Origin of the sequence: Polaromonas sp. DSP2-3-2b2 (genome assembly GCF_049895905.1) — a bacterium.
GTDB lineage: Bacteria > Pseudomonadota > Gammaproteobacteria > Burkholderiales > Burkholderiaceae_C > Polaromonas.
In genome coordinates this window covers 115,396-141,060 of sequence record NZ_JAFCTH010000003.1, presented here as the reverse complement: position 1 = coordinate 141,060, position 25,665 = coordinate 115,396, and the positions used below count along the sequence as shown (strand labels likewise).

Below are 25,665 nucleotides of genomic sequence, written 5' to 3'. Positions count from 1 at the left end.
CCGGCCCGGGTGGCGTCAGAGGATCCGGTTGAACCAGAGCAGCGACAGGCTGGCCGACAGCAGTCCCAGTAGGGCGGCGGCCAATGCCAGCAGCCCGGAAATCTCGGTTTCCTTTTTCTCCACCGTCAGCCGGGCACTCAGCGTCTGGTAGACCTTCTTCAGGTCGCCCGCCGTGCCGGCATAGAAGTATTCGGCCTGGGTGGCGCGGGCAATGCCCTTGAGAGTTTCCTCGTCGAGCTTGACGCGCATCGACCAGCCTTCAAAACCGATGGTCTCGCCTTCGACCGTGCCGACGCCCACGGTGTAAACCCGCACGCCCCGGTCAGCCGCCGCCTTGGCCGCGTCAAGCGAATCGACGCCGGTGGTGCGCTGGCCGTCGGTCAGCAAAATGATGGCGGCGGAACCGTAGGAGCCGGGCGCGACCGGCGTGAACGGTTTGCGATTGCTGGCGTCGTCTTTTCCAGCCTGGTCGAGCGACATGCCACGCTTGCGGTCCCGGCCGGTTTCCAGCGATTCCAGGTCGATGCCCGCGTCGGGAAACAACTCGCCGAGCGACACGATGATGCCGTTGCCGATGGCCGTGCCGCGCTGCAGCTGAAACTTGTCAATCGCCACCGTCAGGTCCTCGCGGCTCAGCGTGGGCGGCTGCACCACGGCGGCGGTGCCGGCAAAAGCCACCACGCCGACCCGCACGCTGCGCGGCAGGTGGGCCAGGAAGGCTTTTGCGGCATTTTGCGACGCCACCAGCCGGTTGGGCAGCACGTCAGTCGCCCGCATGCTGCCCGACACATCCATCGCCAGGATGATGGTTTCATTTTGCGACGGCAGCGTGACGACAGCGAACGGGCGCGACGACGCCACCAGCATGGCGGCCAGCGACAGCAGGAACAGCAGCGGCGGGATATGCCGGCGAAAGCTCTGGCCGGTGCCCATGGCTTCGCGGACGACGCTCAGGCTGGCGTAGCGCAGGGCGACCTTTTTCTTGCGGCGCAGCAGCCACACATACACGGCCACCAGCAGCGGAAGGGCCAGCAGCAGCCATAAAAACTGGGGCCAGAGGAAATTCATAGGAAGGGTCATGGCGGTTTCTCCACGCAGTTCAGCCTGCACGGGCCAGGTGGGCCGGCAGCCGGCTTGATGCCGCATGCGCGCCGCACAAGCGGCTGCGCTGCTTGCGCAGGTCGGTAAAACGCATGATGGCGTTAACCAGGTCGTCGTCGGTCGAAAGCTCCAGCGTGTCCACGCCCGCACTTGCCAGCGCCTGGCGCAGGTAGGCTTCGCGCTGGGCGGCAATGCGCGCAAAGCGCCTGCGAAAGCCGGCATCGTGGGTATCGACCAGCAGTTGCTCGCCGGTTTCGGCATCAAGGATCGGAATCAAGCCCAGGTCGGGCAATTCCAGTTCCAGCGGATCAAGCAGGCGCACCGCCACCACTTCATGGCGCTGGGCCAGCATGCCCAGCGGTTTTTCCCACCCGCCCTCGGTGATGAAGTCGGACACCACGAACACGGTGGAGCGGCGGCGTACCAGATTGGCGGCGGACTCCAGCAGTTCATGCAGCCTGGTGGTTCCCGCGCTGGCCGCTTCCGGCCGCGACCGCAGGGTGTGCAGCAGGTGCAGCACATGGGGGCGGCCGCCGCGCGCCGGCAGCGCGGCATCAACGCCCGAGCCGTAAAGCAGGGCGCCTACGCGGTTGCCATGACGCGTCAAAAGCCGCGCCAGCACGGCGACAAAGTCGGTCAGCACATGGCGCTTGCGCTGCTCGCTGGAGCCGAAATCCATCGACGGGCTCAGGTCGAGCAAAAACCAGGCGCTCATCTCGCGGTCTTCGGTGAACACGCGGACATGCGGTGCTTGCTGCCGCGCCGTGACGTTCCAGTCGATATGGCGCACATCGTCGTGGTATTGGTATTCACGCAGGTCGGCCAGGTCCATGCCGGTGCCGCGCAGCAGCGTGCGGTAGTCGCCCTGCAGCAGCCCGTCGAGCCGGCGCAGCACCGTCCATTCGAGCCGGCGCAGCAAGTGGTCAGCGCTTTCGGCGGGGGCTGGTGCGACAAGTGGCTGCACAGCGTGAGAAAGCTTAGGCATGGCGCATTCCCCGATCGTCCAAGTGCAGGCCGCGGAACCGGCTTAGCCGGGCCGCAGGCGGGGCGGCCCCCTCGGGGCTGCAGGCTACGGCTCCGAGCCCGCCTGCGCGGGCTTGGACAGCCTGCAGATGCGCCGCCTCTGGCGGCGTGGCGCCCTGCAAGGGCAGCGAACCACACGAAGTGGGGAGCGTGGGGGCTCTACTAGGCCACGAGTTTTTCATGGGTGAGCGGCTTGGCCGGAGGCGGGATTCTGGCCATGATCCTGTCCACGATCCGGTCGGCGGAAAAGCCTTCGGACAGCGCTTCGTACGACAGCACCAGCCGGTGGCGCAGCACGTCGGGGATCAGGTCGGTCATGTCTTCGGGCAGCGCATAGCTTCGGCCACGCAGCATGGCCAGCGCGCGGGCGCCTTCGGTCAGATTGATGGTGGCGCGCGGGCTCGCGCCGAAGGTGATGAACCGCGCCAGCTCCTCCAGTCCGTGCCGGCCCGGGTGGCGTGTGCTGGACACCAGCCGCACCGCAAACTGCACCAAGGAAGGATCGACATACACGCGCCGGCATTCGGCCTGCAGCGCGGCCAGCTGTTCGGTGCTGGCCACGGCCGCCACCGCTACCGCCGGGCCGGTGACGCGCTGGACGATCACGAACTCTTCCTCGTCGGTCGGGTAGTCCACCGTCACCTTCATCATGAAGCGGTCCACCTGCGCTTCGGGCAGCGGATAGGTGCCTTCGGTCTCGATCGGGTTTTGCGTGGCCATGACCAGAAAAGGCGAAGGCACCTTGTGGCTGATGCCGGCAATCGTCACCTGCCGCTCCTGCATCACTTCAAGCAGTGCGCTTTGCACCTTGGCCGGCGCCCGATTGATCTCGTCGGCCAGCAGAAGATTGGTGAATACCGGCCCCAGCGAGGTGCTGAAGTCGCCGGTTTTCTGGTTGTAGATGCGCGTGCCCACCAGGTCGGCTGGCACCAGATCGGGCGTGAACTGGATGCGCTTGAACTGGCCGCGAATGGTTTCGGCCAGCGTCTTGATGGTCAGCGTCTTGGCCAGGCCGGGAACGCCTTCGACCAGCAGATGGCCTTGCGCCAGGATGGCGACCATGACGCGTTCCAGGAAGCGGTCTTGCCCGACCACCACGCGCTTGACCTCGTAGAGGATCTGCTCCATCAGTTGCGCGGTGTCGTGGCCGGCGGCGGCCGAATGCTCGAAACGGTTCGAATCCATGGAAAAAGCCTTTCAGGAACTTTCAAAAAGGATGCATGCCGGCAGCCGCAGCGGCATTTTCTATCGGCACGGCAAAACCGATGCCGACAAAGGACCGCTGCTGGTTCGGGTTGTAGATGGCCGTCACGATGCCGATGACCTCGCCTTCCAGGGTGACCAGCGGGCCGCCCGAGTTGCCTGGGTTGGCGGCGGCATCGAACTGGATCAGGTTGGTGATGACCTGTTCGTCCTCGGGCGAGCGAAAGGTGCGCTTGAGCCCCGAGATGACACCGCTGGACGCCGACGGGCCAATGCCGAACGGATAGCCCACGGCCACCACACCGTCGCCCGGCGCCAGGTCGGCGGTCGAGCGCAGCGTGGCAGCGGTCAGGTCGTCGGGAATCTTGTGCGCCTGCAGCACGGCCAGGTCGTTCTCGGGCTGCACGCCGGTGATGCTGGCGGTGGACTCCAGCCCGTCGGCAAAGGTGAGCTTGATGGTTTGCGCGCCCTGCACCACATGCAGGTTGGTCAGGATGATGCCCTTGTCCGTGATGGCGACACCGGTGCCGACGCTGCGGCCGGTGTGCTCGTCGCCGTCCTGGTCCCTGGTCGGCTTGCCCAGCCCGACCACGCGCACCACCGACGGAATGATGGCCTCGTAGGCCTTCACCGCCGGCGAAGGCAGCACTGTCGTTTCCAGGGTTTTCAGCACGGCCGCGTTGATGTCCTTCTGGGTCAGCTTGCGGGCGCCAGGCTGGAGCGAAGAGAACAGGCTGATCGCCAGCAGCAGGGCCAGCAGCCCGACCACCGACCACAGCAGGTGGATGTTGTGCACTGAAAGGTGACGCATGAAGCGCGCGGTGCTTGACAAGGGTTGCTCCGGTCCTTTGTTTCCTGGCGCCGGGGCAGGTTCAGGGTCATCATTGCCCGCCGGTCCCGGCAAGGGACGCTGGCGTTGGGAACTACTGTAGAGGGCAGGCCTGCGCATCCGTTCACCTGTAAGGTTGTGTCAAAAACCGACGGGACAAGAAACGCACCGTATCATGATTTTTACCCGGCTGCACATGTGCAAGTCCTTGCCAGGGGCTTGCTGAAACAAGCGCTTTCGGTTTGTTTCAACTGGTCTCAAGATGCGCTGATTTACGCGGCGGCGCTATCGCGCATGCGGCATTTCGCTTTGAAAAAGCAGGGCCGGTGCCTGTTTAATTTGTGTGTCAATATGCTGGGCCAGGCCAGCCCGCTTTCCCTTGAAACTAACCTTCATGACCTCTTGGATCGACACGCATTGCCACCTCGACGCCGCCGAATTTTCAGCCGACCTGGCCGACGTACGGGCGCGCGCCTTGGCCCAGGGCGTGATGCATTGCGTGCTGCCGGCCGTGGCGGTGGGTAACTTCGAGGCGGTCCGGCTGCTCGCGCACCAGTTTGGCGACAGTTATGCGCTGGGCATTCATCCGCTGTGCGTGCCCGGGGCGCAGGACGCCGACCTGCAGGCGCTGGATGCGGAGCTGAGCCTGCGGCAGGGCGACCCGCGCCTGGTGGCGGTCGGCGAGATCGGCCTGGATTATTTCGAGCCGGCGCTCAAACAAAGTCCGATGCGCGAGCGCCAGGAATTTTTCTACCGCGAGCAGCTCAAGCTGGCGCGCAAGCACGGCCTGCCGGTCATGCTGCATGTGCGGCGCTCGGCCGACCAGCTGCTCAAGCACCTGCGCGAACTCAAGCCCGAAGGCGGCTGGCGCGGCATTGGCCATGCCTTCAACGGCAGCGAGCAGCAGGCGAATGAATTCATCAAGCTCGGCCTGAAGCTCGGCTTTGGCGGCAATGTCACCTTTGATTCAGCGCTGCAGATCAGGCGGCTGGCCGGCGAATTGCCGCTGGACGCGCTGGTGATGGAAACCGACTCGCCCGACATCCCGCCGCACTGGCTTTACCGGACGGCGCAGCAGCGCGAGGACGGGCAGGGCCAGGGCCGCAACGAGCCGGGCGAGTTGCCGCGCATCGCCGCCGCGCTGGCGCAGCTGCGTGGCATGCCGCTTGAAGCGCTGGCGCGGGCCACCACGGCCAATGCGCTGCAAGCTTTTCCCAAGCTCAGGGGCTTGCTGCCGTGTTGACCGGGCTGGCGCCGCTGGTCTCCAGCCGGACACAACTGTTGATCCTGGGCAGCTTTCCTGGCGCGGCGTCCCTGGCGGCGCAGCAGTACTACGGCCACCCGCAAAACCAGTTCTGGCGAATTTTGCAAGCCATTTGGCCTTCTTGCGCACTACCCACGGGCACTAATAGCTATAAAATCCGTAGCGAATGGCTGCTGGACAGGGGTCTAGGCCTGTGGGACGTGTATGCCGCCTGCGAGCGCGAAGGCAGCCTGGACAGCAGCATCCGCCAGCCGCAGATGAATGATTTTTCGCAGCTGCGCTGCTGGTGCCCCGACCTGCAGGCGATTGCGCACAACGGCGGCGAAAGCTTCAAGCATGCGCGCCATGCCGAGCGGCTGGGCCTGCCGGTGTACCGGCTCCCATCCACCAGCCCGGCCAATGCGTCATGGTCGTTTGAGCGCAAGCTCGCCGCCTGGCGCGAGGTTTTTGAGCAACATGGATTGACCGACAAGCAATGAGCAAACTTTCGTTTCCCTCGACCGCCGAGGACGTTTTCAAGGCCTGGGCGCTGGAACGCGCCACCCAGCGCAAAGGCGGCCTGTCGCCGCGTTCGCTGGCGTCTTACCATTCGCTGTGGGCCGGCTGGACTGAATTTCTGACGGCGCATGGCCCGCTGGCCTGGCACGAAGCCAAATCGCCCGATGTGCGCGCCTACCTGGAAGCGCTGAGCCCGCGCGGGCAGGCGCGCGGCATGGTCCATGTCAGCACCGTGACGCAGCGCCGCTACTACCGCGTGCTGAAGAAAATCTATGCCTTTGCCCAGGCGCAGGACTGGGTAGCCGACAACCCGGTGGATGCCGGCGCGTCGGTGTCGCCGACCGAGCAGATGGATTCGCTGGTGTTTCATGCGCTCGACTGGGATGCGCTGCTGCAGGCCGTGGCGCTGCCCGTCGACCCGCCGCCGCAGGACCAGCCGTGGCTGGAGGTGCGCGACCAGGCGATCCTGCGGCTGATGATGCAGGCGGCGCTGACGGTGGCCGAACTGGCGGGGCTGGACATTGGCGACGTGCAGCATCCCCGGCTGGGTTCCAGCCATGGCGTGGGCGAACTATGGCCGGCAGAGGACGCAGCCTTGAACGCAAACGCGCCGCCGGTCATGCTGGACCTCAGTGGCGCCCGAAAGGCGCAGGACCGGCGCATCAGCCTGCCCGAAGAGGCGAGCGCGGCCGTGCTCGCCTGGCTCACGGTGCGCGCCACGCTGCCTTTGGCCCAGGACGCCGGCACGCCGCTGTTTGTCTCGCGCAAGAAGGCCGGCCGGCTGACGCCGCGCGCGCTGTTTCATCTGGCCAACCGCCATGTCAACGCCGTGCTCGGGCCGCGCTATCCGGACACCGTGCTCGCCCATGCCGGGCCGATGACGCTGCGCAATTCGTGCATCGTGCGCTGGCTGGACGCCGGCCTGCTAGACGATGACATCCTGGCGCGCGCCGGCCTGCGCGAAGCCCAGGCTTTGCTGCGCCTGCGCAAGCATGTGCATGCGGTCGATGCGCCGGATTCGGACGCGCCGCAGCCATGAGGCGAAAATGGGTTTGCGCTTATAGCGCGCCCCTGAACCCTGCCGGACTCCACTGATGTCAACCAAAGAAAATCCAAACGTCCCCCGGGACCTGCCCGAAGTCAACTTTTCCGACTTTGGCGACGTGCGCTTCCTGCACCTGGGCACCGAATGGGTGCAGGGCTCGATGCTGAAGGACGCACCCTACGACATCGAGCTGGAATACGTGCAGCGCATGATGGCCGGCCTGCTGTTCATCGACGCCGAATCCGTTGCCAAGAAGCACGCGATGCAGCTCGGGCTAGGGTCGGCTGCGCTGACCAAGTTTTGCTACAAAAAGCTGCGCATGAAAACCACCGCCATCGAGATCAATCCGCAGGTCGTCACCGCGTGCCGCATCTGGTTCAAGCTGCCGCGCGACGACGCCCGGCTGCGCGTCATCGAGGCCGACGCCGCCGGCGAAATCAAAAAGCCGGCGCACCGGGGAACGGTGGACCTGCTGCACGTCGACCTGTACGACCATGAAGCCGCCGCGCCGGTGCTCGACGATGCCGATTTTTACGCCAACTGCCGCGAGCTGCTGACCGAGGACGGCGTGATGACGGTCAATCTGTTTGGGCGCAATTCGAGCTACGAAGCTTCGCTGGTCAAGATGGCCGAAGCTTTTGGCCCGGAGTCGATCTGGGCCTTCAGGCCGACGCGCGAGGGCAACACCGTGGTGCTGGCCCAGTTCGAGCCGACGCGGCCGGACCGCGAGGAGCTGTTGCAACGCGCCGGCGTGATCGAATCGCGCTGGGACCTGCCGGCCAAAAAATGGCTGCGGCTGTTCAAGCCGGTGCTCTGATCCCGGCGTTATCCAGCCCGGCCGATGCGTTACATTGGCTTGCATGAGCGCTGTCCTGCCCCCTTCGCCCCCCGTGAACCCTCCTGCCCGGCAGCCGCATGCCGGCCCGCTGGACTGGCGCATGCTGGTCGAGTGGCTCAGCGAGGACGGCATCATCAGCGCTGCGGACTCGCAGCGCACCATTACCCGCTGCGCGCAGGTGCAAAGCGCCCAGCATCCGATCGTCCGGCTGGCCAGCATCGGCATGACGCGGGTGGCCGACGGCAAGCCGCTGGACGCGGAAGCCATCAGCCAGTGGCTTGCCGGACGCGCCGGGCTGAAGTATTTGCGCATCGATCCGCTCAAGGTCGATGTGGGCAAGGTGGCCGACTCCATGTCGGCGGTCTATGCCGAGCGCCACAAGGTGCTGCCGGTGCAGGTCACGGCGCATGAGCTGGTGATTGCCACGTCCGACCCTTTTGTGACCGACTGGGTGCCCGAGGTCGAGCGCCAGTCCCGGCGCAGCGTGCGCCTGGTGGTGGCCAATCCGCTGGAAATCACCAAGTTCACGGCCGAATTCTTTGCACTGGCCAAATCGGTCAAGGCCGCGCTCAAGTCAAGCAGCGGTTCGGGTTCGGCCAGTTTTGAGCAACTGGTCGAGCTGAACAAGAGCAACCGCCAGCTGGACGCCAACGACCAGGGCGTGGTGCAGGTGGTGGACTGGCTCTGGCAATATGCCTTTGACCAGCGCGCCAGCGACATCCACCTGGAGCCGCGCCGCGAGCAGGGCGTGATCCGCTTTCGCATCGACGGCATCTTGCATCCGGTGTACCAGTTGCCGATGGCCGTGCACAACGCCATGACGGCGCGCATCAAGCTGCTCGGGCGCATGGACGTGGTCGAAAAGCGCCGGCCGCAGGACGGCCGCATCAAGACCCGCAACCCGCGCGGTGACGAAATCGAGATGCGCCTGTCCACGCTGCCGACGGCCTTCGGCGAAAAGATGGTGATGCGCATCTTCGACCCCGACACGACGGTGAAAAACCTCGACGCGCTGGGCTTTTCGGCGCACGATGCCGAGCGCTGGGAGCAGCTGGTCAAGCGCCCCTACGGCATCATTCTGGTCACCGGCCCGACCGGCTCGGGCAAGACCACGACGCTGTATTCGACGCTCAAGCGGCTGGCGACCGAAGAGGTGAATATCAACACGATCGAAGACCCGATCGAGATGATCGAGCCGGCCTTCAACCAGACGCAGGTCCAGCCAATGCTGAACTTTGGCTTTCCCGAAGGCCTGCGCTCGCTGATGCGCCAAGACCCGGACATCATCATGGTCGGTGAAATCCGCGATTTGCAGACGGCTGAAATGGCGGTACAGGCCGCGCTCACCGGCCACCTGGTGTTCAGCACGCTGCACACCAACGATGCGCCGTCGGCGGTCTCGCGGCTGATGGAACTTGGCGTGCCGAACTACCTGATCAACGCCACGCTGCTCGGCGTGCTGGCGCAGCGGCTGGTGCGCACGCTGTGCCCCCAGTGTCGCCAGCCCGACGACAGCGCCAGGCGCGAAACGCTGGCCGAGATGGTCAAGCCCTGGCAGGTGACCGGCAGCTACCGGCCTTACAAGCCGGTGGGCTGCGTCGATTGCCGCATGACCGGTTTTCGGGGCCGCATGGGGCTGTACGAGTTGCTGACCGTGACCGAAGCCTTCAAGGAAAAAGTCTCGAAGGAGCCCAACATGGATGCGCTGCGCCGCCAGGCGATCAGCGAAGGCATGCGCCCGCTGCGGCTGGCCGGCGCGCTGAAAGTCGCCGAAGGCTTGAGCACCATCGAGGAAATCCTGGCCACCACGCCGTCCCTGTCCTGACATTGCATATCCGCGAAACCAGCCTTGTCCGGCATTTCTACGTCTGGATAAACCGGCTAGGGGTATCCCCGATGTAGGTGAAAGCCACATTTTTCGGCAAGGTCTTTGAATGCACAATCCATCGATTCATTCTTTATCGAGGAGACAGACCGTGAGAATCAAGAGTCAAAAAGACTTTTTTTCCGGGCTCATGTTCATGGGCGTCGGCGTGGCATTTGCCTGGGGTGCAACCACCTACAACATCGGCAACGGCGCGCGCATGGGGCCTGGCTACTTTCCGCTTTATCTGGGTGTTTTGATGACGATCCTGGGCGCCTTCATCACCTTCAAGGCGCTGGTGGTTGAAACCATGGGCGGCGACAAGATCGGCAAGTGGGCCTGGAAGCCGCTGTTCTTCGTCATCCTGGCCAACCTGGTGTTTGGTGTCCTGCTGGCTGGTTTGCCTTCGATGGGCGTTCCTGCCATGGGCATGATCGTGGCCATTTATGCCCTGGTGTTCATCGCCAGCATGGCTGAAGACGGCTGGAAATTCAAGACCACCCTCATTCTGGCCACGGTACTGGCCATTGGCAGCTACCTGGCTTTCGTGCTGGCGCTCAAGCTGCAGTTCCCGGTGTGGCCTGCTTTCATCACCGGCTAAGGAGACAAAAAAATGGAATTGTTCGAGCATTTGTCCCTGGGTTTCGGCGTGGCCTTCACGCCGATCAACCTGCTGTACTGCCTGGTGGGCTGCATTTTAGGCACCTTGATTGGCGTGCTGCCCGGCATCGGTCCGGTGGCGACCATCGCCATGCTGCTGCCCGCCACCTACGCGCTGCCCCCTGTGTCGGCGCTGATCATGCTGGCCGGTATTTACTACGGCGCGCAATATGGCGGCTCGACCACCGCCATTTTGGTGAATCTGCCGGGGGAATCGTCCTCGGTGGTCACCTGCATCGACGGCTACCAGATGGCCCGCAAAGGCCGGGCGGGGCCGGCGCTGGCCGCTGCCGGTCTGGGCTCGTTCTTCGCCGGCTGCGTCGGCACCCTGATCCTGGCGGCCTTTGCGCCGCCGCTAACCGAACTGGCCTTTAAGTTCGGCCCGGCCGAATACTTTGCCCTGATGACGCTGGGCCTGATCGGCGCGGTGGTGCTGGCTTCGGGCTCGCTGCTCAAGGCAATTGCCATGATCGTGCTGGGGCTGCTGCTCGGCCTGGTCGGCACCGACGTGAATTCGGGCGTGGCCAGGTTCAGCTTCGACATTCCCGAACTGACCGACGGCATCGGCTTCGTGGTGATTGCCATGGGCGTGTTCGGCTACGGCGAAATCATCAGCAACCTGGCCCAGCCGGAGCATGAGCGCGAAGTGTTCACCGCCGGGGTGTCGGGCCTGTTTCCGACCAAGCAGGATTTCAAGGACATGACGCCGGCCGTGCTGCGCGGCACTTTCCTGGGCTCGGCGCTGGGCATTCTCCCTGGCGGCGGCGCATTGCTGGCGGCCTTTGCGGCGTACGCACTTGAAAAGAAAATGAAGATGAAGCCGAACGAAGTGCCTTTTGGCCAGGGCAACATCCGCGGCGTCGCGGCGCCCGAGTCGGCCAACAATGCCGGATCCCAGACATCGTTCATTCCACTGCTCACGCTGGGCATTCCGCCCAACGCGGTGATGGCGTTGATGGTCGGCGCCATGACGATTCACAACATCCAGCCGGGCCCGCAGGTCATGACCAGCAATCCCGAACTGTTCTGGGGCCTGATCGCCTCGATGTGGATCGGCAATGCGATGCTGGTGATCCTGAACCTGCCGCTGATTGGCATCTGGATCAAGCTGCTGACCGTTCCCTACCGCTATCTGTTTCCGGCCATCGTGCTGTTCTGCGCGATTGGCGTGTACTCGACCAACAACAACACCTGGGACGTGTGGATGGTGGGCCTGTTCGGCATCATCGGCTACAGCTTCGTCAAGCTGGGCTGCGAACCCGCGCCGCTGCTGCTCGGCTTCATCCTCGGCCCGATGATGGAAGAGAACCTGCGCCGCGCGCTGCTCCTGTCGCGCGGCGACTGGAGCGTGTTCGTGACCCGTCCGATTTCCGCCGGTTTGCTGGCCGTGGCGGTGCTGATGATCATCATCGTGCTGCTGCCTGCGGTGAAGAACAAGCGCGAGGAAGCCTTCGTCGAAGAGTGACGCCGGCGCCCTGACGGCCTTCACGAAATCGGCGCCTTCGGGTGCCTTTTTTTATGGGGTCCGCGGATTTTCGCCGGCAGGGCCGCCGGGCAAAAGCCAGCCTTTTCAATACAAGTCGAGTGCCGCCCAAATGCCGGATGCCGTCTGCCGCCCGGCCCGTGCCAAACTTGAGGCCATGCGACACGCGCGATTTCCCGGCGGCCCGGCCACGGCAAGCAATACACACCTTGAACAATATTTCTGAACCAAATACGCCTTCTGCGCATACACCAAAAGCGCAAGCAGCTCCTAAAAGCATAGCGACCGGATTGCTGCTGGCAGGTTTTGGCGCGATTGCCTTCAGCGGCAAGGCGATCATCGTCAAGCTCGCTTACCGCCACGGCGTCGATGCGGTCACGCTGATCATGTACCGCATGTTGTTTGCGCTGCCGATCTTCGCCCTCATGGCCTGGTGGGCCAGCCGGGGCAAGCCGCCGCTGTCCCGCAAGGACTGGCTGGGCATCGTGTGGCTTGGCGTGACCGGCTACTACCTGGCGAGCTTTTTGGACTTTGCCGGACTGGCCTTTATCAGTGCCTCGCTGGAGCGGCTGATTTTGTACCTCAACCCGACGCTGGTGCTGCTGCTGGGCCTGGTGTTCTACCAGCGGCGCATTGCGCCGCCGCACCTCATCGGCATGGCGCTCAGCTATGCCGGCGTGGCGCTGGTGTTCGGCCACGAGATCACGCTGCAGGGAAGCGAAGCCGCCTGGGGCGCGCTGCTGGTGTTTGGCAGCGCGATCAGCTACGCGCTCTATTTGGTCTACAGCGGTGAGATGGTCAGGCGCCTGGGCTCGATCCGGCTGGTCGGGCTGGCGACCAGCGTGGCCTGCCTGTGCTGCCTGCTGCAGTTCGTCGTGCTGCGCCCGCTGAGCGCCGCCGTCGTGGCGCCCGAGGTGATCTGGCTGTCGGTGCTGAACGCCACGCTGTGCACCGCCGTGCCAGTGCTGATGGTGATGATGGCGATTGAGCGTCTCGGCGCCAGCCTGGCCGCGCAGACCGGCATGATCGGCCCGCTGTCCACCATCCTGATGGGCGTGCTGATCCTGGGCGAGCCGTTCACCGCCTGGGTGGCGGCCGGCACGGTGCTGGTGATTGCCGGAATCTTCGTGTTCACACGGGCGGCGCGCTAGCTTTTTCATGTGAACGCCGGCGGGCCAGACTTCGTATCATGGGTATTTTTCCGCCCCATCAAGACAACAAGGAATCGCAATGGATCTAGGTATTTCCGGCAAACATGCGCTGGTCTGCGGCGCCAGCAAGGGCCTGGGTTTTGGCTGCGCCCAGGCGCTGGTGCGCGAAGGCGTGCATGTGCTGATCGTTGCGCGCGGCGCTGAGGCGCTTGAAGCAGCGTCGAATAAATTGATAGCTGACAATGCCCGACCAGCAAGCGCAAACGTGCAATTTTTTGCCGCAGACATCACCACCGCCGAAGGCCGGGCCGCCGTGTTCGCGGTGCGCCGGGAATTCGACATCGTCGTCACCAATGCCGGCGGCCCGCCGCCCGGTGACTTTCGCGACTGGGACCGCGACGCCTGGATCAGGGCGGTGGACGCCAACATGCTCACGCCCATCGAACTGATCAAGGCAACGGTCGATGGCATGGCGGCGCGCGGCTTTGGCCGAATCGTCAACATCACGTCGAGCTCGGTGAAGGCGCCGATCGACATCCTGGGACTGTCCAACGGCGCGCGCAGCGGCCTGACCGGTTTTGTCGCCGGCGTGGCGCGAACCGGGCTGGCGGCGCGCGGCGTGACCCTGAACAACCTGCTGCCCGGCAAGTTCGACACCGACCGCATCGCCACCACGGTGCGCGCCACCGCTGAAAAATCAGGCAAATCCGTTGAGGACATCCGCCGCGCCCAGCAGGCGCAAATCCCCGCCGGACGCTACGGAACGCTAGAGGAGTTCGGCGCCATCTGCGCCTTTTTGTGCAGCGTGCATGCCGCCTATATGACCGGCCAGAACGTGCTGGCCGACGGCGGGGCGTATCCGGGGACGTTTTGATGAATGGCGATGCCGCCATGCAGCTGAATTACCTGAGCTTTGACTACAGCGAAGACACCGAGGGCACGGGTGTGTTCGAGGCCGTGGCATCGGTCTGGCCGGAGCGGGTAGCGGCGGTCCACGCCGAAATTGTGGCGGTGCTGGACTGGGCGCATCGGGATTTTCCCGGCCAGCGCGGCGCGGTGGGCGAGGGCGGCGAGTGGGACTACGAACTGCACGGCCTGCGCGAATATGCCGTGCCCGAGCAGCTGGCTTACGACGCGGCCGCACGCCGGCTGGTCGTGCAGCCGGGCTTGCCGGGAGCGCCGCGCCACACCTTGACGCTGCTGGTCAGCGGAACGGATGAGTTTTGTTCATTCTTCAGGCAGCAGTTCGCACTGGATAAGGCGGCTTGAGGGAGAAAGCATGCTGCTTGCCAGGTATCAGCGGGGGCGTTCGGTTTCAAACCGCTCGACAAGCCTTCTCAAGGTTCGGCCATCCACGGCGTGGCCGCCGCTGGCTTTTCCTTCCTTGATGCTGTCGGCCTGATCCCCGAAAAGAATGGGCAACCAAGCCGTCAGCTTATCTTCCGGGCTGACCAGTTGAAAGCCCCAGCGCTTTTCGGCAAATCGCATCATGGCGATGCCGCGCGCGGCAATGGCTGCGACGTTCCAGTCGGTGCAGACATGCGCCACCTGCCATTCAGAATAACTGCCCGCCTGGTAGCGGAGGGACTTGGCCTTGTCGGGTTCTGCGCCGCCACGGTAAGGCCGGTTTGACAGCGAAGAGTTGCGCGAGCCGGACAGCAAAAGCAGATTGCCCAGAGAGTTGACGACTGAATTTTTCAAAGCGGTGGAAGTTCGCCCGTCAAAGGTGATGGCCTCGCTCCAGTCAATAGCCGCCGGGTTTTGTGGATAGATGTGCTCCACCGACTGATCCCAGGAGAATTTGTCCCAGGGCTTTTTATCGGGCAGGCCCTTGTCGCCGCGCAGTTGCTGTTCCCACTCATGAATGATGAGTTTTCCAAAGCTCCAGCTGTAAAACCCGTTTCCCGACCGGAGTCGGTCTGCGGCGGCATTGCAAACCTTGCTAGGTGAAAAGTAGCCACTCCACTCAAACCGGTCGTCTGCGTAGCTTTTCAAAGCATCTCCTATCCGCCAGTTGTCAACCAGTGACTTGAGATGGTCACGGGAAAACTCGACAGCCCCTATAGCATCCGATGGATGCATGGTATTGATAGTGTTTTTGGGATATGGACGTTTTCCCGGATTGGCGAGGCAGTGCGCAGACCGGTTCAGGTCATTCTGGCCAATATTGGAGCGTCGGTCGTTGGCCGTCAGCACCAGCACCGCAAACCGCTCGGCCTGCTGAAGCAGCGATATAAAAGGCGCGCACCAGTCGCTGCGCTGGGCGGGTTCCGATACCAGGCGCACATCGAGCGACCCCAGCCGAATCAGCGACCACAGCAGCAGGGGGCGTACAGAGGCAAACGCCGTACGTTTAAAAGACTGAAGCTGGCGCTGCACTTCTGGAGGAAGCCGGCTTGGGTGGTTGAGGTGAAACCACCAGGCGGCGGCCGTTTCAAGGCTCCTGACATACGTGGCGATGTACGCGGGGTTTGCGCAAGTGGCAGAGGATGAAAAAACCTCGTCAAACAGTTCGGTGCTCAGCCATTCAGCATTGTTCTCATGACGGAACCAACCCATCGAATGCGCACGCAGGAAATTGTCATCGTCAAGCAGTGAAGGCCCCTTGCCCAGCCAGTGGTAAATGCCTTTCCAGCTCCGGTGAATTTCGGCTGCCGCAAGGTGGCCGGCCTGCTGGTCTGGGGCAATGCTGCTCAGATAGATGAGCCGATTCTTCAGCTTCTCCAGGATCGTCAGCGGCTTGCCCCGGTTGTTGATGGTTTCAAACGCCACATGGACATCAAAGCCGGGCTTGATCGTCAGGATGAAAAGCTTGAACCTGCCCAGCAGCGCATCGGCCAGCTGCTTGCGCGCGGTGTCGTCCAGCACGGCAACTTTTTCGGCAAAAAAACCGGCGGCGTTTTCAATGTTCTTGCCGTAGAAAGACACAAACTGCCCCAGGCGCGGCGCCAGGTCTGGCCTGGACGCTGTGAAGTAATCAAAGTAGGTTTGCAGCGGCTCGTTGTTCTGGAACTCGATGGCCAAGCCTGTGTGTGTAAGTGACCGCAGCAGCAAGGAAATGGTGGTCAGCCGCTGCTGGCCGTCCACCACCTCTACGCTCTCCCGATGATGGGGCGACGCACCCAGCGGCCTGAACATCAAGGTGCCAGCGTAGTGGTCGCCGCTGGGGCGGCTCGCCACGTTGTTCAGGTCATCCCAGAGGTCTTCCCATTGATCTTTTCCCTATGCATAGCCACGCTGGTACTCGGGTATTTGAAGGTGATAAGTGCGATGGATATCGGCAATTGTTGCGAGTTGTGCGTTCTCAAATCCCACGATGCATCTTTCTTGTTGTTGTATCAAATGCTGAATGGCCAAACCGATATAACTTCATCAGGCGCAGGAGAACTGCGGCATGGATTTTCCGCGTAGCTGGGCTTTCGCTGCGCATCAGCGCCGCGCCGACACCACGATTCCGCCGACGATCAGCAGGAAGGCCAGCCCGTGATAGAGATGCGGCAGCTCGCCCAGAAAGGCGGCTGACAGCAGCGCGGCGAACAGCGGCGTGAGGTTGGTGAAAAAACCGGCAACGGCCGGGCCGACCCGCTGCATGCCCAAGCCCCAGCAACGGTAGGCGATGACCGCCGGCCCTACGGCGATATACAGCAGCGCCGCCACCAGCGGCCAGCCCCACGCAATGTGCACATCCACCAGCGCCCATTCACCTGCCGCAAACAAACCCGACCAGCCCAGGCCAAAGAAAATCTGCGCGATCAAAAAGGCGGCCCAGTTGCCGCGAAGTTCAGGCGGCTCCTTGGGCTGCGACAGCAGCCAGCTGTAAAACGCCCAGGCCAGCGTGGCCAGCAGCACATACAGGTCGCCCGGCACCAGCCGCACTTGCAGCAGCAGCGCCCACTGGCCGCGCGACAGCACCACCAGCACGCCGGCGATCGACAGCAGCGCCCCGGCGACCTGCCGGCGCGACACCGGCCTGCCGAAGCAGACAGCGCCCACCAGCAGCATCCACACCGGGATGCTCGACGCCACCAGCGTCACATTGAGCGGCGTCGAGGTCTGCAGCGCCAGGTATTGCAGCGCGTTGTAGCAGCCGATGCCCAGCAGGCCGAGCATCGACAGGCGCTTCCAGTGCGCCCACATGCCGCTGCCCGGGCGCAGCACCCGCCAGGCCAGTGGCAGCAAGATGGCAAAGGCCAGCACCCAGCGCAGGAAGTTCAGCGTCATCGGCGGAATCAGCTCATGCACCACGCGGCCCACCACCGCATTGCCGGCCCACAGCAGGGGCGGCAGCGTCAGCAGCAGGGCGGTGGCGGGGGTCAGGCGTTGAATCATGGGCGTGACTGTACCAAGCCGCCTAACGCCAACGGCGGGCTGCGATTCGTGGCACCATGACGGCCCGGCGCTTGCCCTTGACTCAACGACCAACCCAAGGAAATACCTGATGACCGTCATGACCTCCCAAGCCGTTCGCATCGACCAGCACGGCGGCCCCGAAGAACTCAAGCTGGTACAGGCCCAGGTGGGCGAGCCCGGCCCCGGCGAGATCCGCATCCGCCACAAGGCCATCGGCCTGAACTTCATCGACGTGTACCAGCGCAGCGGTCTGTACCCGCTGCCGATGCCGCTCCAACTCGGCATGGAAGCGTCGGGCATTGTCGAAGCCGTCGGCGCGGGCGTGACGCATTTGCAGAGCGGCGACCGCGCTGCCTATGCCAGCCAGCCGCCGGGCAGTTACTGCGAAGTGCGCGTCATGCCGGCCAAATGCGTCTGCAAGCTGCCCGACGCGATTTCCTTTGAGACCGGCGCGGCGATGATGCTCAAGGGCCTGACCGTGCAATACCTGCTGCGCCGTACCCAGCCGCAGGGCGGGCTCAAGGAAGGCGACTTCGTGCTGTTTCATGCCGCCGCCGGCGGCGTCGGCCTGATTGCCTGCCAGTGGGCCAAGGCCATGGGGCTGCAGCTGATCGGCACGGCTGGATCGGATGAGAAATGCGCGCTGGCGAAGGAACATGGCGCGGCCTTCGTCATCAATTACAACACCGAAGACTTCGTCGCCCGCGTCAATGAAATCACCGGCGGCCAGGGCGTCAAGGTGGTCTATGACTCGGTCGGCAAGGACACCTTTGAGCGTTCGCTCGACTGCCTGCGGCCCTTCGGCCTGATGGCCAGCTTTGGCAATGCCTCCGGCCCGGTCGCGCCGTTTTCGCCCGGCATCCTAGGCCCCAAGGGCTCGCTGTATGTGACGCGCCAGACGCTGTTCAGCCACATCACCACACGCGAAAGCACGCAGGAAATGGCCGACGACTTGTTTGAAATGGTCAGCAGCGGAAAAGTGAAAATTCGCATCGACCAGCGCTTTGCCCTGGCCGACGTGGCCGAGGCGCACCGCGCGCTGGAAGCCCGCAAGACCACCGGCTGCACCATCTTGACGCTGTAGGCGTTTCCAGAGCCGACAGGCAGATGGTTCGGCGCGGGTGCGGGAAGCTGCATCAGTAACGCCTGCAGCGCCTGCTTGCGAAGCGTGCGTCCATGGTGGCAGTAGGGGGCGAAACGTCATCTTTTGACCGACGCCATGGGTTTGCCGCAGATCTCTTTGCGAACGGCTGGCGACACACCGGGCAGCGTGCATGCAGGAAAGAGTCTTTTGTTTACACTGCTTTGGCTTTTGTGAAGCATAATGTATGGCTGCGGGTAGGAAACCTACCTGCACAAATCAGGTGATCGGTTCGTTTCGCGCGCTACGGCGGTACTTTTCGGGTGAGTTGTGCTTTCGGGACCCCATCGCTTTGTTTTTATGTGTTTTTAAGGAGTCCCCATGGGCAACAAACTTTACGTCGGCAATCTGCCATACACGGTCCGTGACGAAGATCTGCAACAGTCTTTCGGCGAATTTGGTTCTATCACCAGCGCCAAAGTCATGATGGAACGCGACACCGGCCGCTCAAAAGGTTTCGGTTTCGTCGAAATGGGCAGCGATGCCGAAGCGCAAGCTGCAATCGCCGGCATGAACGGCCAGTCACTTGGCGGCCGCAGCATCACTGTGAATGAAGCCCGTCCGATGGAGGCACGTCCTCCACGCACCGGCGGCTTCGGCGGCGGCGGTGGCGGCTACGGCGGCGGTGATCGTTCCGGTGGTGGCGGCGGCTACGGCGGCGGCGATCGTTCCGGCGGTGGCGGCTACGGCGGCGGTGGTGGCGGTCGCGGCGGCTACTAAGCCCTGCAAACCCGGTCAACGGCAGAGGTGCCGTTGCACACCAGCTGTCTCAGCCCCGCGCTGAGCAAAGCATAAAAGGCTTCGAAACTTTGGTTTCGAAGCCTTTTTTCTTTGGAAACCTGTACGCCGGCAATTTCATCGACTAAAGCGCCACGATCCTTTGGGGAGGCGGCGACCAGCTGGCGAACACCGGAAAGTCGCTTCAGCTGCCCACTCATCCGGCCGCGCTGCGCGGCAAGATGTTGATCTGAACAGCGACTTTATTTGGCCCGGCGCACCCGGGCCAGCTCATCGAGGATCAGGCAGACGGCGCCGATGGTGATGGCGCTGTCGGCAATGTTGAACGCCGGAAAATGCCAGTTGCCGTAGTGGAAATCCAGGAAGTCCACCACATAGCCGTGCAGCGTTCGGTCCACCACATTGCCGATGGCGCCGCCCAGGATGCAGGCCATGGCAAACGAAAACAGCTTTTGCCCGGCATGCGATTTGAGCATCCAGATGATGAATACCGCCGCCGCCACGCCGATGCCGGTAAAAAACCAGCGCTGCCAGCCCGATTCATTGGCCAGGAAGGAAAAGGCCGCTCCGGTGTTGTGCACCCGGACGACGTTGAAGAAGCTGGTGACGTAAGTGGCATCGCCAAGCTTGTAGTAACCCAGGATCAGCACTTTGGTGAACTGGTCGGCCATCAGCAGGATCAGCGCGAGCCCGAGCCAGGGCAGCATGGCGCTTGTTGCCGATGTTTTCTTGAAGCTCGTCTTCATGCCATTGCTGGTTTTGGGCGCTGTGCGGGTGGCCATTATGCGAACTTCCTGTCTTCGCCCAGCCCGAACAGATTGCTGGTGCAGCGGCCGCAGATCGTTGGATGATCCGGGTCGATGCCGACGTCGTCCCGGTAATGCCAGCAGCGCTCGCATTTTTGATCAATACTGGCGCTCACGCTTGCCTGTAGTTCGCCACCAGCTATTAAATCTATAGCGGATGTGATGAAGACAAACTTCAGGTCACCGCCCAGACTGGCGAGCAGCGCATGGTCGTCGGCGTTGACCTGCAGCGCCACGTTGGCCTGCAAGGATGAGCCGACCTTGCCATCGGCGCGCAAGGCTTCAATGTCTTTGTTGACCGCGTCGCGCACCATGCGAATGCGCGACCACTTGGCCAGTAGCGCTTCGTCGGGTGTGCCGAGGTCGGAGTAGGTTTCGATGAAGATCGATTCCGACGCGCCAAAAATCTTCCACGCCTCTTCGGCCGTGAAGCTCAGGAATGGCGCCATCCAGCGCAGCATCGCGTGGGTGATGGCGTGCAGCGCGGTCTGCGCGCTGCGCCGGGCCAGCGACTTGGGGCCGGTGGTGTAGAGCCGGTCTTTCAGGATGTCAAGGTAGAACGAACCGAGGTCTTCGCTGCAGTAGATCTGCAGCTTGGACACCACTGGGTGGAATTCATACACCTCGTAGTGCGCCAGGATGTCGGCCTGCAGTTGCGCCGCACGGCTCAGCGCATAGCGGTCGATCTCCAGCATGTCGCCGAACGGCACGGCATCCGTGTCCGGGTCAAAGTCGCTGACATTGGCCATCAGGAAGCGCAGCGTGTTGCGGATGCGCCGGTAGGCATCGACCACGCGCGCCAGGATCTTGTCGTCAATCGCCAGGTCGCCCGAGTAATCGGTCGAGGCGCACCACAGGCGGATGATCTCGGCGCCCAGCTTGCCGCTGACGGCCTGCGGCGCGACGACATTGCCTTCGCTCTTGCTCATCTTGCGGCCCTTGCCGTCCACGGTGAAGCCGTGCGTCAGCAGGCCCTTGTAGGGCGCATGGTCGTACATGGCGCAGGCGGTGAGCAGCGATGAATGGAACCAGCCCCGGTGCTGGTCGTGGCCTTCGAGGTACAGGTCCGCCGGCCAGGTCGATTGTTCTGCATGGCTGCGCTTCAGCACATGGTCGTGCGTCGTTCCCGAGTCGAACCAGACGTCGAGGATGTCAGTGCTCTTGAGGTAGTCGGGCGCATCCAGCCCGATGATGGACTCGGCGCTGGCCTTGCTCCAGGCCTCGATGCCGCCGGCCTCTACCATGCGGGCCGCCTGGTCCATGATTTCCATGGTGCGTGGATGCAGCTCGCCGGTGGCGGTGTGGATGAAGAAGGGCAGCGGCACGCCCCAGTTGCGCTGGCGGCTGATGCACCAGTCGGGCCGGCCGGCAATCATGCTCTGCAGGCGCAGCTTGCCGTTTTCGGGGTAGAAGCGGGTTTCGTCGATGGCGGCCAGAGCCAGCTGGCGCAGGGTTTTTCCGGCCTTGTCTTTCGGAAAAACGCCTTGCGTGCCGGCGGTTTCGGCGTCCATGCGGATGAACCACTGGGCGGCGGCGCGGTAGATCACGGGGGTCTTGTGGCGCCAGCAATGCGGGTAGCTGTGGGTGATAGTTTCGGTGGCAAACAACCGGCCGTGCTCTTGCAGCTTCTCAATCACCAGCGGCGCCGCCTTCCAGATGTTCAGGCCACCGAACAGCGGCAGCTCATCCACATAGCGGCCGTTGCCCTGCACCGGGTTCAGGATGTCGTCCGTGGCAATGCCGTTGGCCACGCAGGAGTTGAAGTCTTCCACCCCGTAGGCGGGCGAGGAATGCACGATGCCGGTGCCGTCGTCGGCGGTGGCGTAGTCGGCCAGGAACACCGGGCTGAAACGCCGGTAGCCCGGATCAACGTCGTAAAACGGGTGCATGAAATTGAGCAGCGCCAGGTTCTTGCCTTGCGTGGTCGCCAGCACGGTGCCTGTCAACGCATAGCGCGTCAGGCATTTCTCGACCAGCACGGCGGCCAGCAGCAGGATGCCGCGCTCGGTATCGACCAGCGCGTAGTCCAGCTCCGGGTTCAGGTTCAGCGCCTGGTTGGCCGGAATGGTCCAGGCGGTGGTGGTCCAGATGACGGCGAAAGCGTCTTTCGTCAGCGTTTCAAGGCCGAAGGCGGCGGCGAGCTTTTCGGGCTCGGCGCACTTGAAGCCGACATCGAGCGTCTGCGATTTCTTGTCGGCGTATTCAATCTCAAACTCGGCCAGTGACGAGCCGCAGTCGAAACACCAGTACACCGGTTTCAGGCCGCGGTAGACAAAGCCTCGCTCGATGATGCGTTTCAAGGCGCGGATCTCATTCGCTTCGTTGGCAAAATCCATCGTGCGGTACGGGTTGTCCCATTCGCCGAGCACGCCCAGGCGCTTGAAGTCGGCCATCTGGCCGGCGATCTGCTCGGTGGCGAAGGCGCGGCTCTTGGCTTGCACCTCGTCGCGCGGCAGGCTGCGGCCGTATAACTTTTCAATCGCGTTCTCGATCGGCAGGCCATGGCAGTCCCAGCCCGGCACATACACTGCGTCCAGCCCCTTGAGCTGGCGCGCCTTGACGATCATGTCCTTCAAAATCTTGTTCACCGCGTGGCCGATGTGGATCTGGCCGTTGGCATAGGGCGGGCCGTCGTGCAGCACGAACTTTTCCGCTCCGCAGCGGGCGGCGCGCAGCTTCTTGTAAATGCCTTGTTCTTCCCATTCCTGGGTCCAGCCGGCCTCGCGCTTTGGCAGGTCGCCACGCATCGGAAAAGGCGTGTCGGGCAGGTTCAAGGTGCTGCGGTAATCGGTTTTTGTGTCGAGCATGAGGTACTTTGATGGCGCTTTGGGAAAGGCTGCCCGAAGGGTGAAGCCGCTGGACTAGAGCGTAAAAGGAAGCCGTTCGCACGATTGGCGCAGGGCGAAGGCACAAGCAACGAGATCGTCTAAATTCGGTCGCGCGTGGTCTGGCGGGTCGTCTCAAGATGCATCGAAGCGAAAAACGCACGCGCGTCAATGCAGTCCCGGGCAATGCCTGTTATCAGGCTGTCAAGACTGTCGTATTTCAATTCGTCGTGCAGTTTATGTAGCAGTTCCACGCGGATGATTTTACTGTAAGCACCTTCCGCGCCGAGGCGGACGGGCCAGTCGAGGCAATGCGTTTCCAGCAGCACGCGGCCGCCGTTCACATCGTCCGGGTCAATCGAAGGCCGGATGCCCAGGTTGGCCACGCCTTGCAAGGGCTCGTCGTCCAGGCCGTGCACCAGCACTGCAAAAATGCCGCTGGCTGCCGGTTTCCAGTGAGAAAAGCGCAGGTTGAGCGTGCGAAACCCCAGGTCGCGCCCCAGCTTGCGCCCGTGCACCACATGGCCCGAAATGCTGTAGGGCCGACCCAGCAGGCTGCTAACCCGCGCCATGTCGCCCTGCGCCAACGCATCGCGAACGGCCGAACTGGACACGCGCATCTTGCTCACTTCGTAGCTGTTCATGCGCGCCACATCAAAACCCAGCCGGTCGCCGGCTGCGTCGAGCATGGCGTAGTCGCCAGCGCGCTTCAGGCCAAAGCGGAAGTCGTCGCCCACCAGCACATAGCGTGCGCCCAGGCCCTCAAGGAGGACTTCCCGGATGAAAACCTCTGGCGGCTGCGAAGCCAGCCGGGCATTGAAAGGCAGGATCACGCACTGGTCGATGCCACATCGCTCCAGCTCGCTTAACTTGTCGCGCAGCGTGGCAATGCGTGTAGGCGCCAGTTCAGGCTTTCGGGCAAAAGCCGCGAAATAGTCGCGCGGATGCGGCTCGAAGGTGACGGCACAACTCGGAACGCCCCGGTGCCGGGCCTCGTTTTTGAGTAGGGCCAGCATTGCCTGGTGGCCCCGGTGCACGCCGTCAAAATTGCCAATGGTCAGGGCGCATTCGGGCGCCAGCTGAGGGTGGTGGTGGCCGCGGAAAATTTTCATGCAACTGATTATCGTTTTTATGGCGCCACGGTCCGGCTGGCAAAATCTGTAACGCAGGAAATATCGACTGAAGCAGTTCTCACACCAGGTTCACAATTTCACTGTATATTGACCATTTGACAGTTTGCCCTCGTGTTTCCATGATGATGGAGGTTCGTTTTGAAGGTTCTGAAACTCTCAGCCCAGGGATTGCCCCAAGCCTGGATCAGCCTTGAACTGGCCGTGCTGCATTACGCGGCCGACGAGGTGCGCTGGGAGATGGGCGCGCGCATCGCCACCTTCCATGGCGGGCACAACGCCATCACCGGCGAGCAGTCGATCATCCATGTCAACAGCATCATCGGCACCAAGGGCGTGCCCAGCATCAACCCCTTTGATCTGGTGCCGGGACTGACCAACAGCAAGCTGTTCATCCGAGATCGCAATGTGTGCGCCTACTGCGCCGACCATGTGGGCGAGGATGACCTGACGCGCGAGCACATCATCCCGCTGGCGCAGCGCGGTGCTGACAGCTGGATGAATGTGGTCACCGCCTGCCGCGCCTGCAACCACCGCAAGAGCAACCGCACGCCCGAGCAGGCCCACATGCCGCTGCTCTACACTCCCTATGTTCCCAGCCTGTGGGAAGACTTCATCTTGCGCAACCGCCGCATCCTGGCCGACCAGATGGAGTTCCTGATGGCGCACGTTCCCAAGTCGTCGCGCCTGCTTAGTTGACGCTTGTGCGCTATTTGTCGGGGTGTTTTCGCATCGCGGCTGTGTTCAAATAAGTGTTTACCCTTACCGATTGTCACCATGATCGTTCGTGATCGGCCTTCCGGCATTCGGCTGTTTTTTGTGGTGCGTGGCTCAATCCTGAAACGGATCCGGCTCACCTTGCTGGTCAACACGCTCAGCGCGATTGTGGTCACCGTCGTGCATGGCAACTTTTTCGCCCTGAAAATCACGCTGACGACCATCCCGTTCACGCTGATGGGCCTGCCGCTGGCGATTTTTCTCGGTTTCCGCAATTCTACGGCCTACGATCGCTACTGGGAAGGGCGCAAGCTGTGGGGCGAACTGGTGCTGCGTTGCCGCTCGCTGTCGCGCCAGTGCCAGGCGTTCATCCAGCCCGCTGACATCGCACAGGCGCCCGAGGCCGAGGCAGCGCGCCAGCGCCTGCTGTACCGCGCCATCGGTTTCGTCCATGCGCTGCGGCTGCAACTGCGCGACCGGACCGACTGCGACGAACTTCGGCGCTGGATGCCCCAAGCCGAATGGCCCCGCCTTGAAAACGCTTCAAGCAAGCACGATGCGCTGATGCTGGCCATGGGCCGGGAACTGGGGCAATGCCAGCGCCAAGGCTGGATCGAACCCTGCCTGGTGGTCAGCATCGATGCCACGCTGTCGGGCATGACGGCCGCCGCCGCCTCTTGCGAACGCATCAAGGGCACGCCGATTCCCTTTTCCTACACGCTGCTGCTGCACCGCACGGCCTACCTGTATTGCTTTTTGTTGCCCTTCGGCCTGGTCGATACGATCGGCTTCATGACGCCGTTCGTCGTCGCCATCGTCGCCTACACCTTCTTTGGTCTCGATGCGCTGGGCGATGAAATCGAGGAGCCGTTTGGCCTGGAGGCCAACGACCTGCCGCTCGACACGCTGTGCCGGGCGATCGAAGTCAACCTGCTCGAATCGCTGGGTGAGACGGCGCTGCGTCCCAAACTGGAGCCGCTCAACCGATGCCTGACCTGA

Annotated in this window: 23 protein-coding genes and 1 pseudogene; 14 read left to right on the top strand and 10 right to left on the bottom strand. The window is 63.1% G+C overall.

Annotated elements, in window-relative coordinates; genetic code table 11:
* Positions 1-15: 15 nt before the first annotated feature.
* The 4 genes from ACP7AD_RS04530 to ACP7AD_RS04515 form a co-directional block, all read right to left on the bottom strand.
* Positions 16-1,068, bottom strand: coding sequence for a VWA domain-containing protein (locus ACP7AD_RS04530; protein WP_426146091.1), 1,053 nt, complete (start codon positions 1,066-1,068; stop codon positions 16-18).
* 31 nt (positions 1,069-1,099) lie between these two features.
* Complete coding sequence (locus ACP7AD_RS04525; RefSeq protein ID WP_426145901.1) at positions 1,100-2,086, bottom strand: DUF58 domain-containing protein; 987 nt, start codon at positions 2,084-2,086, stop codon at positions 1,100-1,102.
* Positions 2,087-2,286: 200 nt separating this feature from the next.
* Entirely contained in the window at positions 2,287-3,309 is a 1,023-nt protein-coding gene (locus tag ACP7AD_RS04520; protein WP_426145899.1) for an AAA family ATPase, read from the bottom strand.
* 22 nt (positions 3,310-3,331) lie between these two features.
* A complete protein-coding gene (locus ACP7AD_RS04515) occupies positions 3,332-4,276 on the bottom strand; it encodes a S1C family serine protease (RefSeq protein WP_426145898.1) in 945 nt (314 codons plus the stop codon).
* Between the two features lie 274 nt (positions 4,277-4,550).
* On the opposite strand from ACP7AD_RS04515, the gene ACP7AD_RS04510 reads away from it, so the two are divergent.
* The 10 genes from ACP7AD_RS04510 to ACP7AD_RS04465 all read left to right on the top strand — a co-directional run bounded on the left by ACP7AD_RS04510 (position 4,551) and on the right by ACP7AD_RS04465 (position 14,228).
* Positions 4,551-5,399, top strand: a complete 849-nt coding sequence (locus ACP7AD_RS04510) for a TatD family hydrolase (RefSeq protein WP_426145896.1) — start codon at positions 4,551-4,553, stop codon at positions 5,397-5,399.
* Positions 5,393-5,899 carry a DNA-deoxyinosine glycosylase gene (locus ACP7AD_RS04505; RefSeq protein WP_426145894.1) on the top strand — a complete coding sequence of 169 codons (507 nt, stop codon included), beginning with the start codon at positions 5,393-5,395 and terminating at the stop codon, positions 5,897-5,899. Before ACP7AD_RS04510 ends, ACP7AD_RS04505 begins: the two co-directional genes overlap by 7 nt.
* Positions 5,896-6,957: a tyrosine-type recombinase/integrase gene (locus tag ACP7AD_RS04500; RefSeq protein ID WP_426145892.1), complete on the top strand. Its 1,062-nt coding sequence runs from the start codon at positions 5,896-5,898 to the stop codon at positions 6,955-6,957. The genes ACP7AD_RS04505 and ACP7AD_RS04500 overlap by 4 nt, the downstream gene beginning before the upstream one ends.
* Before the next feature lie 55 nt (positions 6,958-7,012).
* Positions 7,013-7,780, top strand: a complete 768-nt coding sequence (locus ACP7AD_RS04495) for a spermidine synthase (RefSeq protein ID WP_426145890.1) — start codon at positions 7,013-7,015, stop codon at positions 7,778-7,780.
* Positions 7,781-7,823: 43 nt separating this feature from the next.
* Positions 7,824-9,626 (top strand): GspE/PulE family protein, encoded by a 1,803-nt coding sequence (locus ACP7AD_RS04490; protein WP_426145889.1) that lies wholly within the window; start codon positions 7,824-7,826, stop codon positions 9,624-9,626.
* A 151-nt stretch (positions 9,627-9,777) separates the two neighbouring features.
* The gene (locus tag ACP7AD_RS04485; RefSeq protein WP_426145887.1) at positions 9,778-10,266 is read left to right on the top strand and encodes a tripartite tricarboxylate transporter TctB family protein; all 489 of its coding nucleotides are present in this window, start codon (positions 9,778-9,780) and stop codon (positions 10,264-10,266) included.
* 12 nt (positions 10,267-10,278) lie between these two features.
* Positions 10,279-11,790, top strand: coding sequence for a tripartite tricarboxylate transporter permease (locus ACP7AD_RS04480; protein ID WP_426145885.1), 1,512 nt, complete (start codon positions 10,279-10,281; stop codon positions 11,788-11,790).
* A 227-nt stretch (positions 11,791-12,017) separates the two neighbouring features.
* Positions 12,018-12,959, top strand: a complete 942-nt coding sequence (locus ACP7AD_RS04475; RefSeq protein ID WP_426145883.1) for a DMT family transporter — start codon at positions 12,018-12,020, stop codon at positions 12,957-12,959.
* Between the two features lie 79 nt (positions 12,960-13,038).
* Positions 13,039-13,833, top strand: a complete 795-nt coding sequence (locus ACP7AD_RS04470) for an SDR family oxidoreductase (protein WP_426145881.1) — start codon at positions 13,039-13,041, stop codon at positions 13,831-13,833.
* A gap of 17 nt (positions 13,834-13,850) precedes the next feature.
* Positions 13,851-14,228, top strand: coding sequence for a hypothetical protein (locus tag ACP7AD_RS04465; protein WP_426166008.1), 378 nt, complete (start codon positions 13,851-13,853; stop codon positions 14,226-14,228).
* Positions 14,229-14,255: 27 nt separating this feature from the next.
* Here the strand turns inward: ACP7AD_RS04465 and ACP7AD_RS04460 are convergent, their stop codons facing one another.
* From ACP7AD_RS04460 to ACP7AD_RS04450, 3 genes and pseudogenes are all read right to left on the bottom strand, one after another.
* Entirely contained in the window at positions 14,256-15,041 is a 786-nt protein-coding gene (locus tag ACP7AD_RS04460; protein ID WP_426146089.1) for a GmrSD restriction endonuclease domain-containing protein, read from the bottom strand.
* A gap of 633 nt (positions 15,042-15,674) precedes the next feature.
* A pseudogene (locus ACP7AD_RS04455) lies at positions 15,675-16,166 on the bottom strand (DUF262 domain-containing protein); the annotation flags it as partial.
* 222 nt (positions 16,167-16,388) lie between these two features.
* Positions 16,389-17,288, bottom strand: coding sequence for a DMT family transporter (locus ACP7AD_RS04450; protein WP_426145877.1), 900 nt, complete (start codon positions 17,286-17,288; stop codon positions 16,389-16,391).
* Positions 17,289-17,397: 109 nt separating this feature from the next.
* Between ACP7AD_RS04450 and ACP7AD_RS04445 the strand changes: the two genes are divergently transcribed.
* Positions 17,398-18,393, top strand: a complete 996-nt coding sequence (locus ACP7AD_RS04445) for a quinone oxidoreductase family protein (RefSeq protein ID WP_426145875.1) — start codon at positions 17,398-17,400, stop codon at positions 18,391-18,393.
* A gap of 378 nt (positions 18,394-18,771) precedes the next feature.
* Positions 18,772-19,170 (top strand): RNA recognition motif domain-containing protein, encoded by a 399-nt coding sequence (locus ACP7AD_RS04440; RefSeq protein WP_426145873.1) that lies wholly within the window; start codon positions 18,772-18,774, stop codon positions 19,168-19,170.
* Positions 19,171-19,430: 260 nt separating this feature from the next.
* Here ACP7AD_RS04440 and lspA read toward each other — a convergent pair whose 3' ends face one another.
* The 3 genes from lspA to ACP7AD_RS04425 form a co-directional block, all read right to left on the bottom strand.
* On the bottom strand, positions 19,431-19,970 hold the full coding sequence (gene lspA / locus ACP7AD_RS04435) for a signal peptidase II (protein WP_426145871.1): 540 nt from the start codon (positions 19,968-19,970) through the stop codon (positions 19,431-19,433).
* On the bottom strand, positions 19,970-22,801 hold the full coding sequence (gene ileS, locus ACP7AD_RS04430) for an isoleucine--tRNA ligase (RefSeq protein WP_426145870.1): 2,832 nt from the start codon (positions 22,799-22,801) through the stop codon (positions 19,970-19,972). The genes lspA and ileS overlap by 1 nt, the downstream gene beginning before the upstream one ends.
* A gap of 119 nt (positions 22,802-22,920) precedes the next feature.
* On the bottom strand, positions 22,921-23,931 hold the full coding sequence (locus tag ACP7AD_RS04425) for a bifunctional riboflavin kinase/FAD synthetase (RefSeq protein WP_426145868.1): 1,011 nt from the start codon (positions 23,929-23,931) through the stop codon (positions 22,921-22,923).
* Between the two features lie 159 nt (positions 23,932-24,090).
* Here ACP7AD_RS04425 and ACP7AD_RS04420 point away from each other — a divergent pair, with 159 nt between their 5' ends.
* Together ACP7AD_RS04420 and ACP7AD_RS04415 are read left to right on the top strand one after the other, a co-directional pair.
* Complete coding sequence (locus ACP7AD_RS04420) at positions 24,091-24,648, top strand: HNH endonuclease (protein ID WP_426145867.1); 558 nt, start codon at positions 24,091-24,093, stop codon at positions 24,646-24,648.
* A gap of 78 nt (positions 24,649-24,726) precedes the next feature.
* The gene (locus ACP7AD_RS04415) at positions 24,727-25,665 is read left to right on the top strand and encodes a bestrophin family protein (RefSeq protein ID WP_426145865.1); all 939 of its coding nucleotides are present in this window, start codon (positions 24,727-24,729) and stop codon (positions 25,663-25,665) included.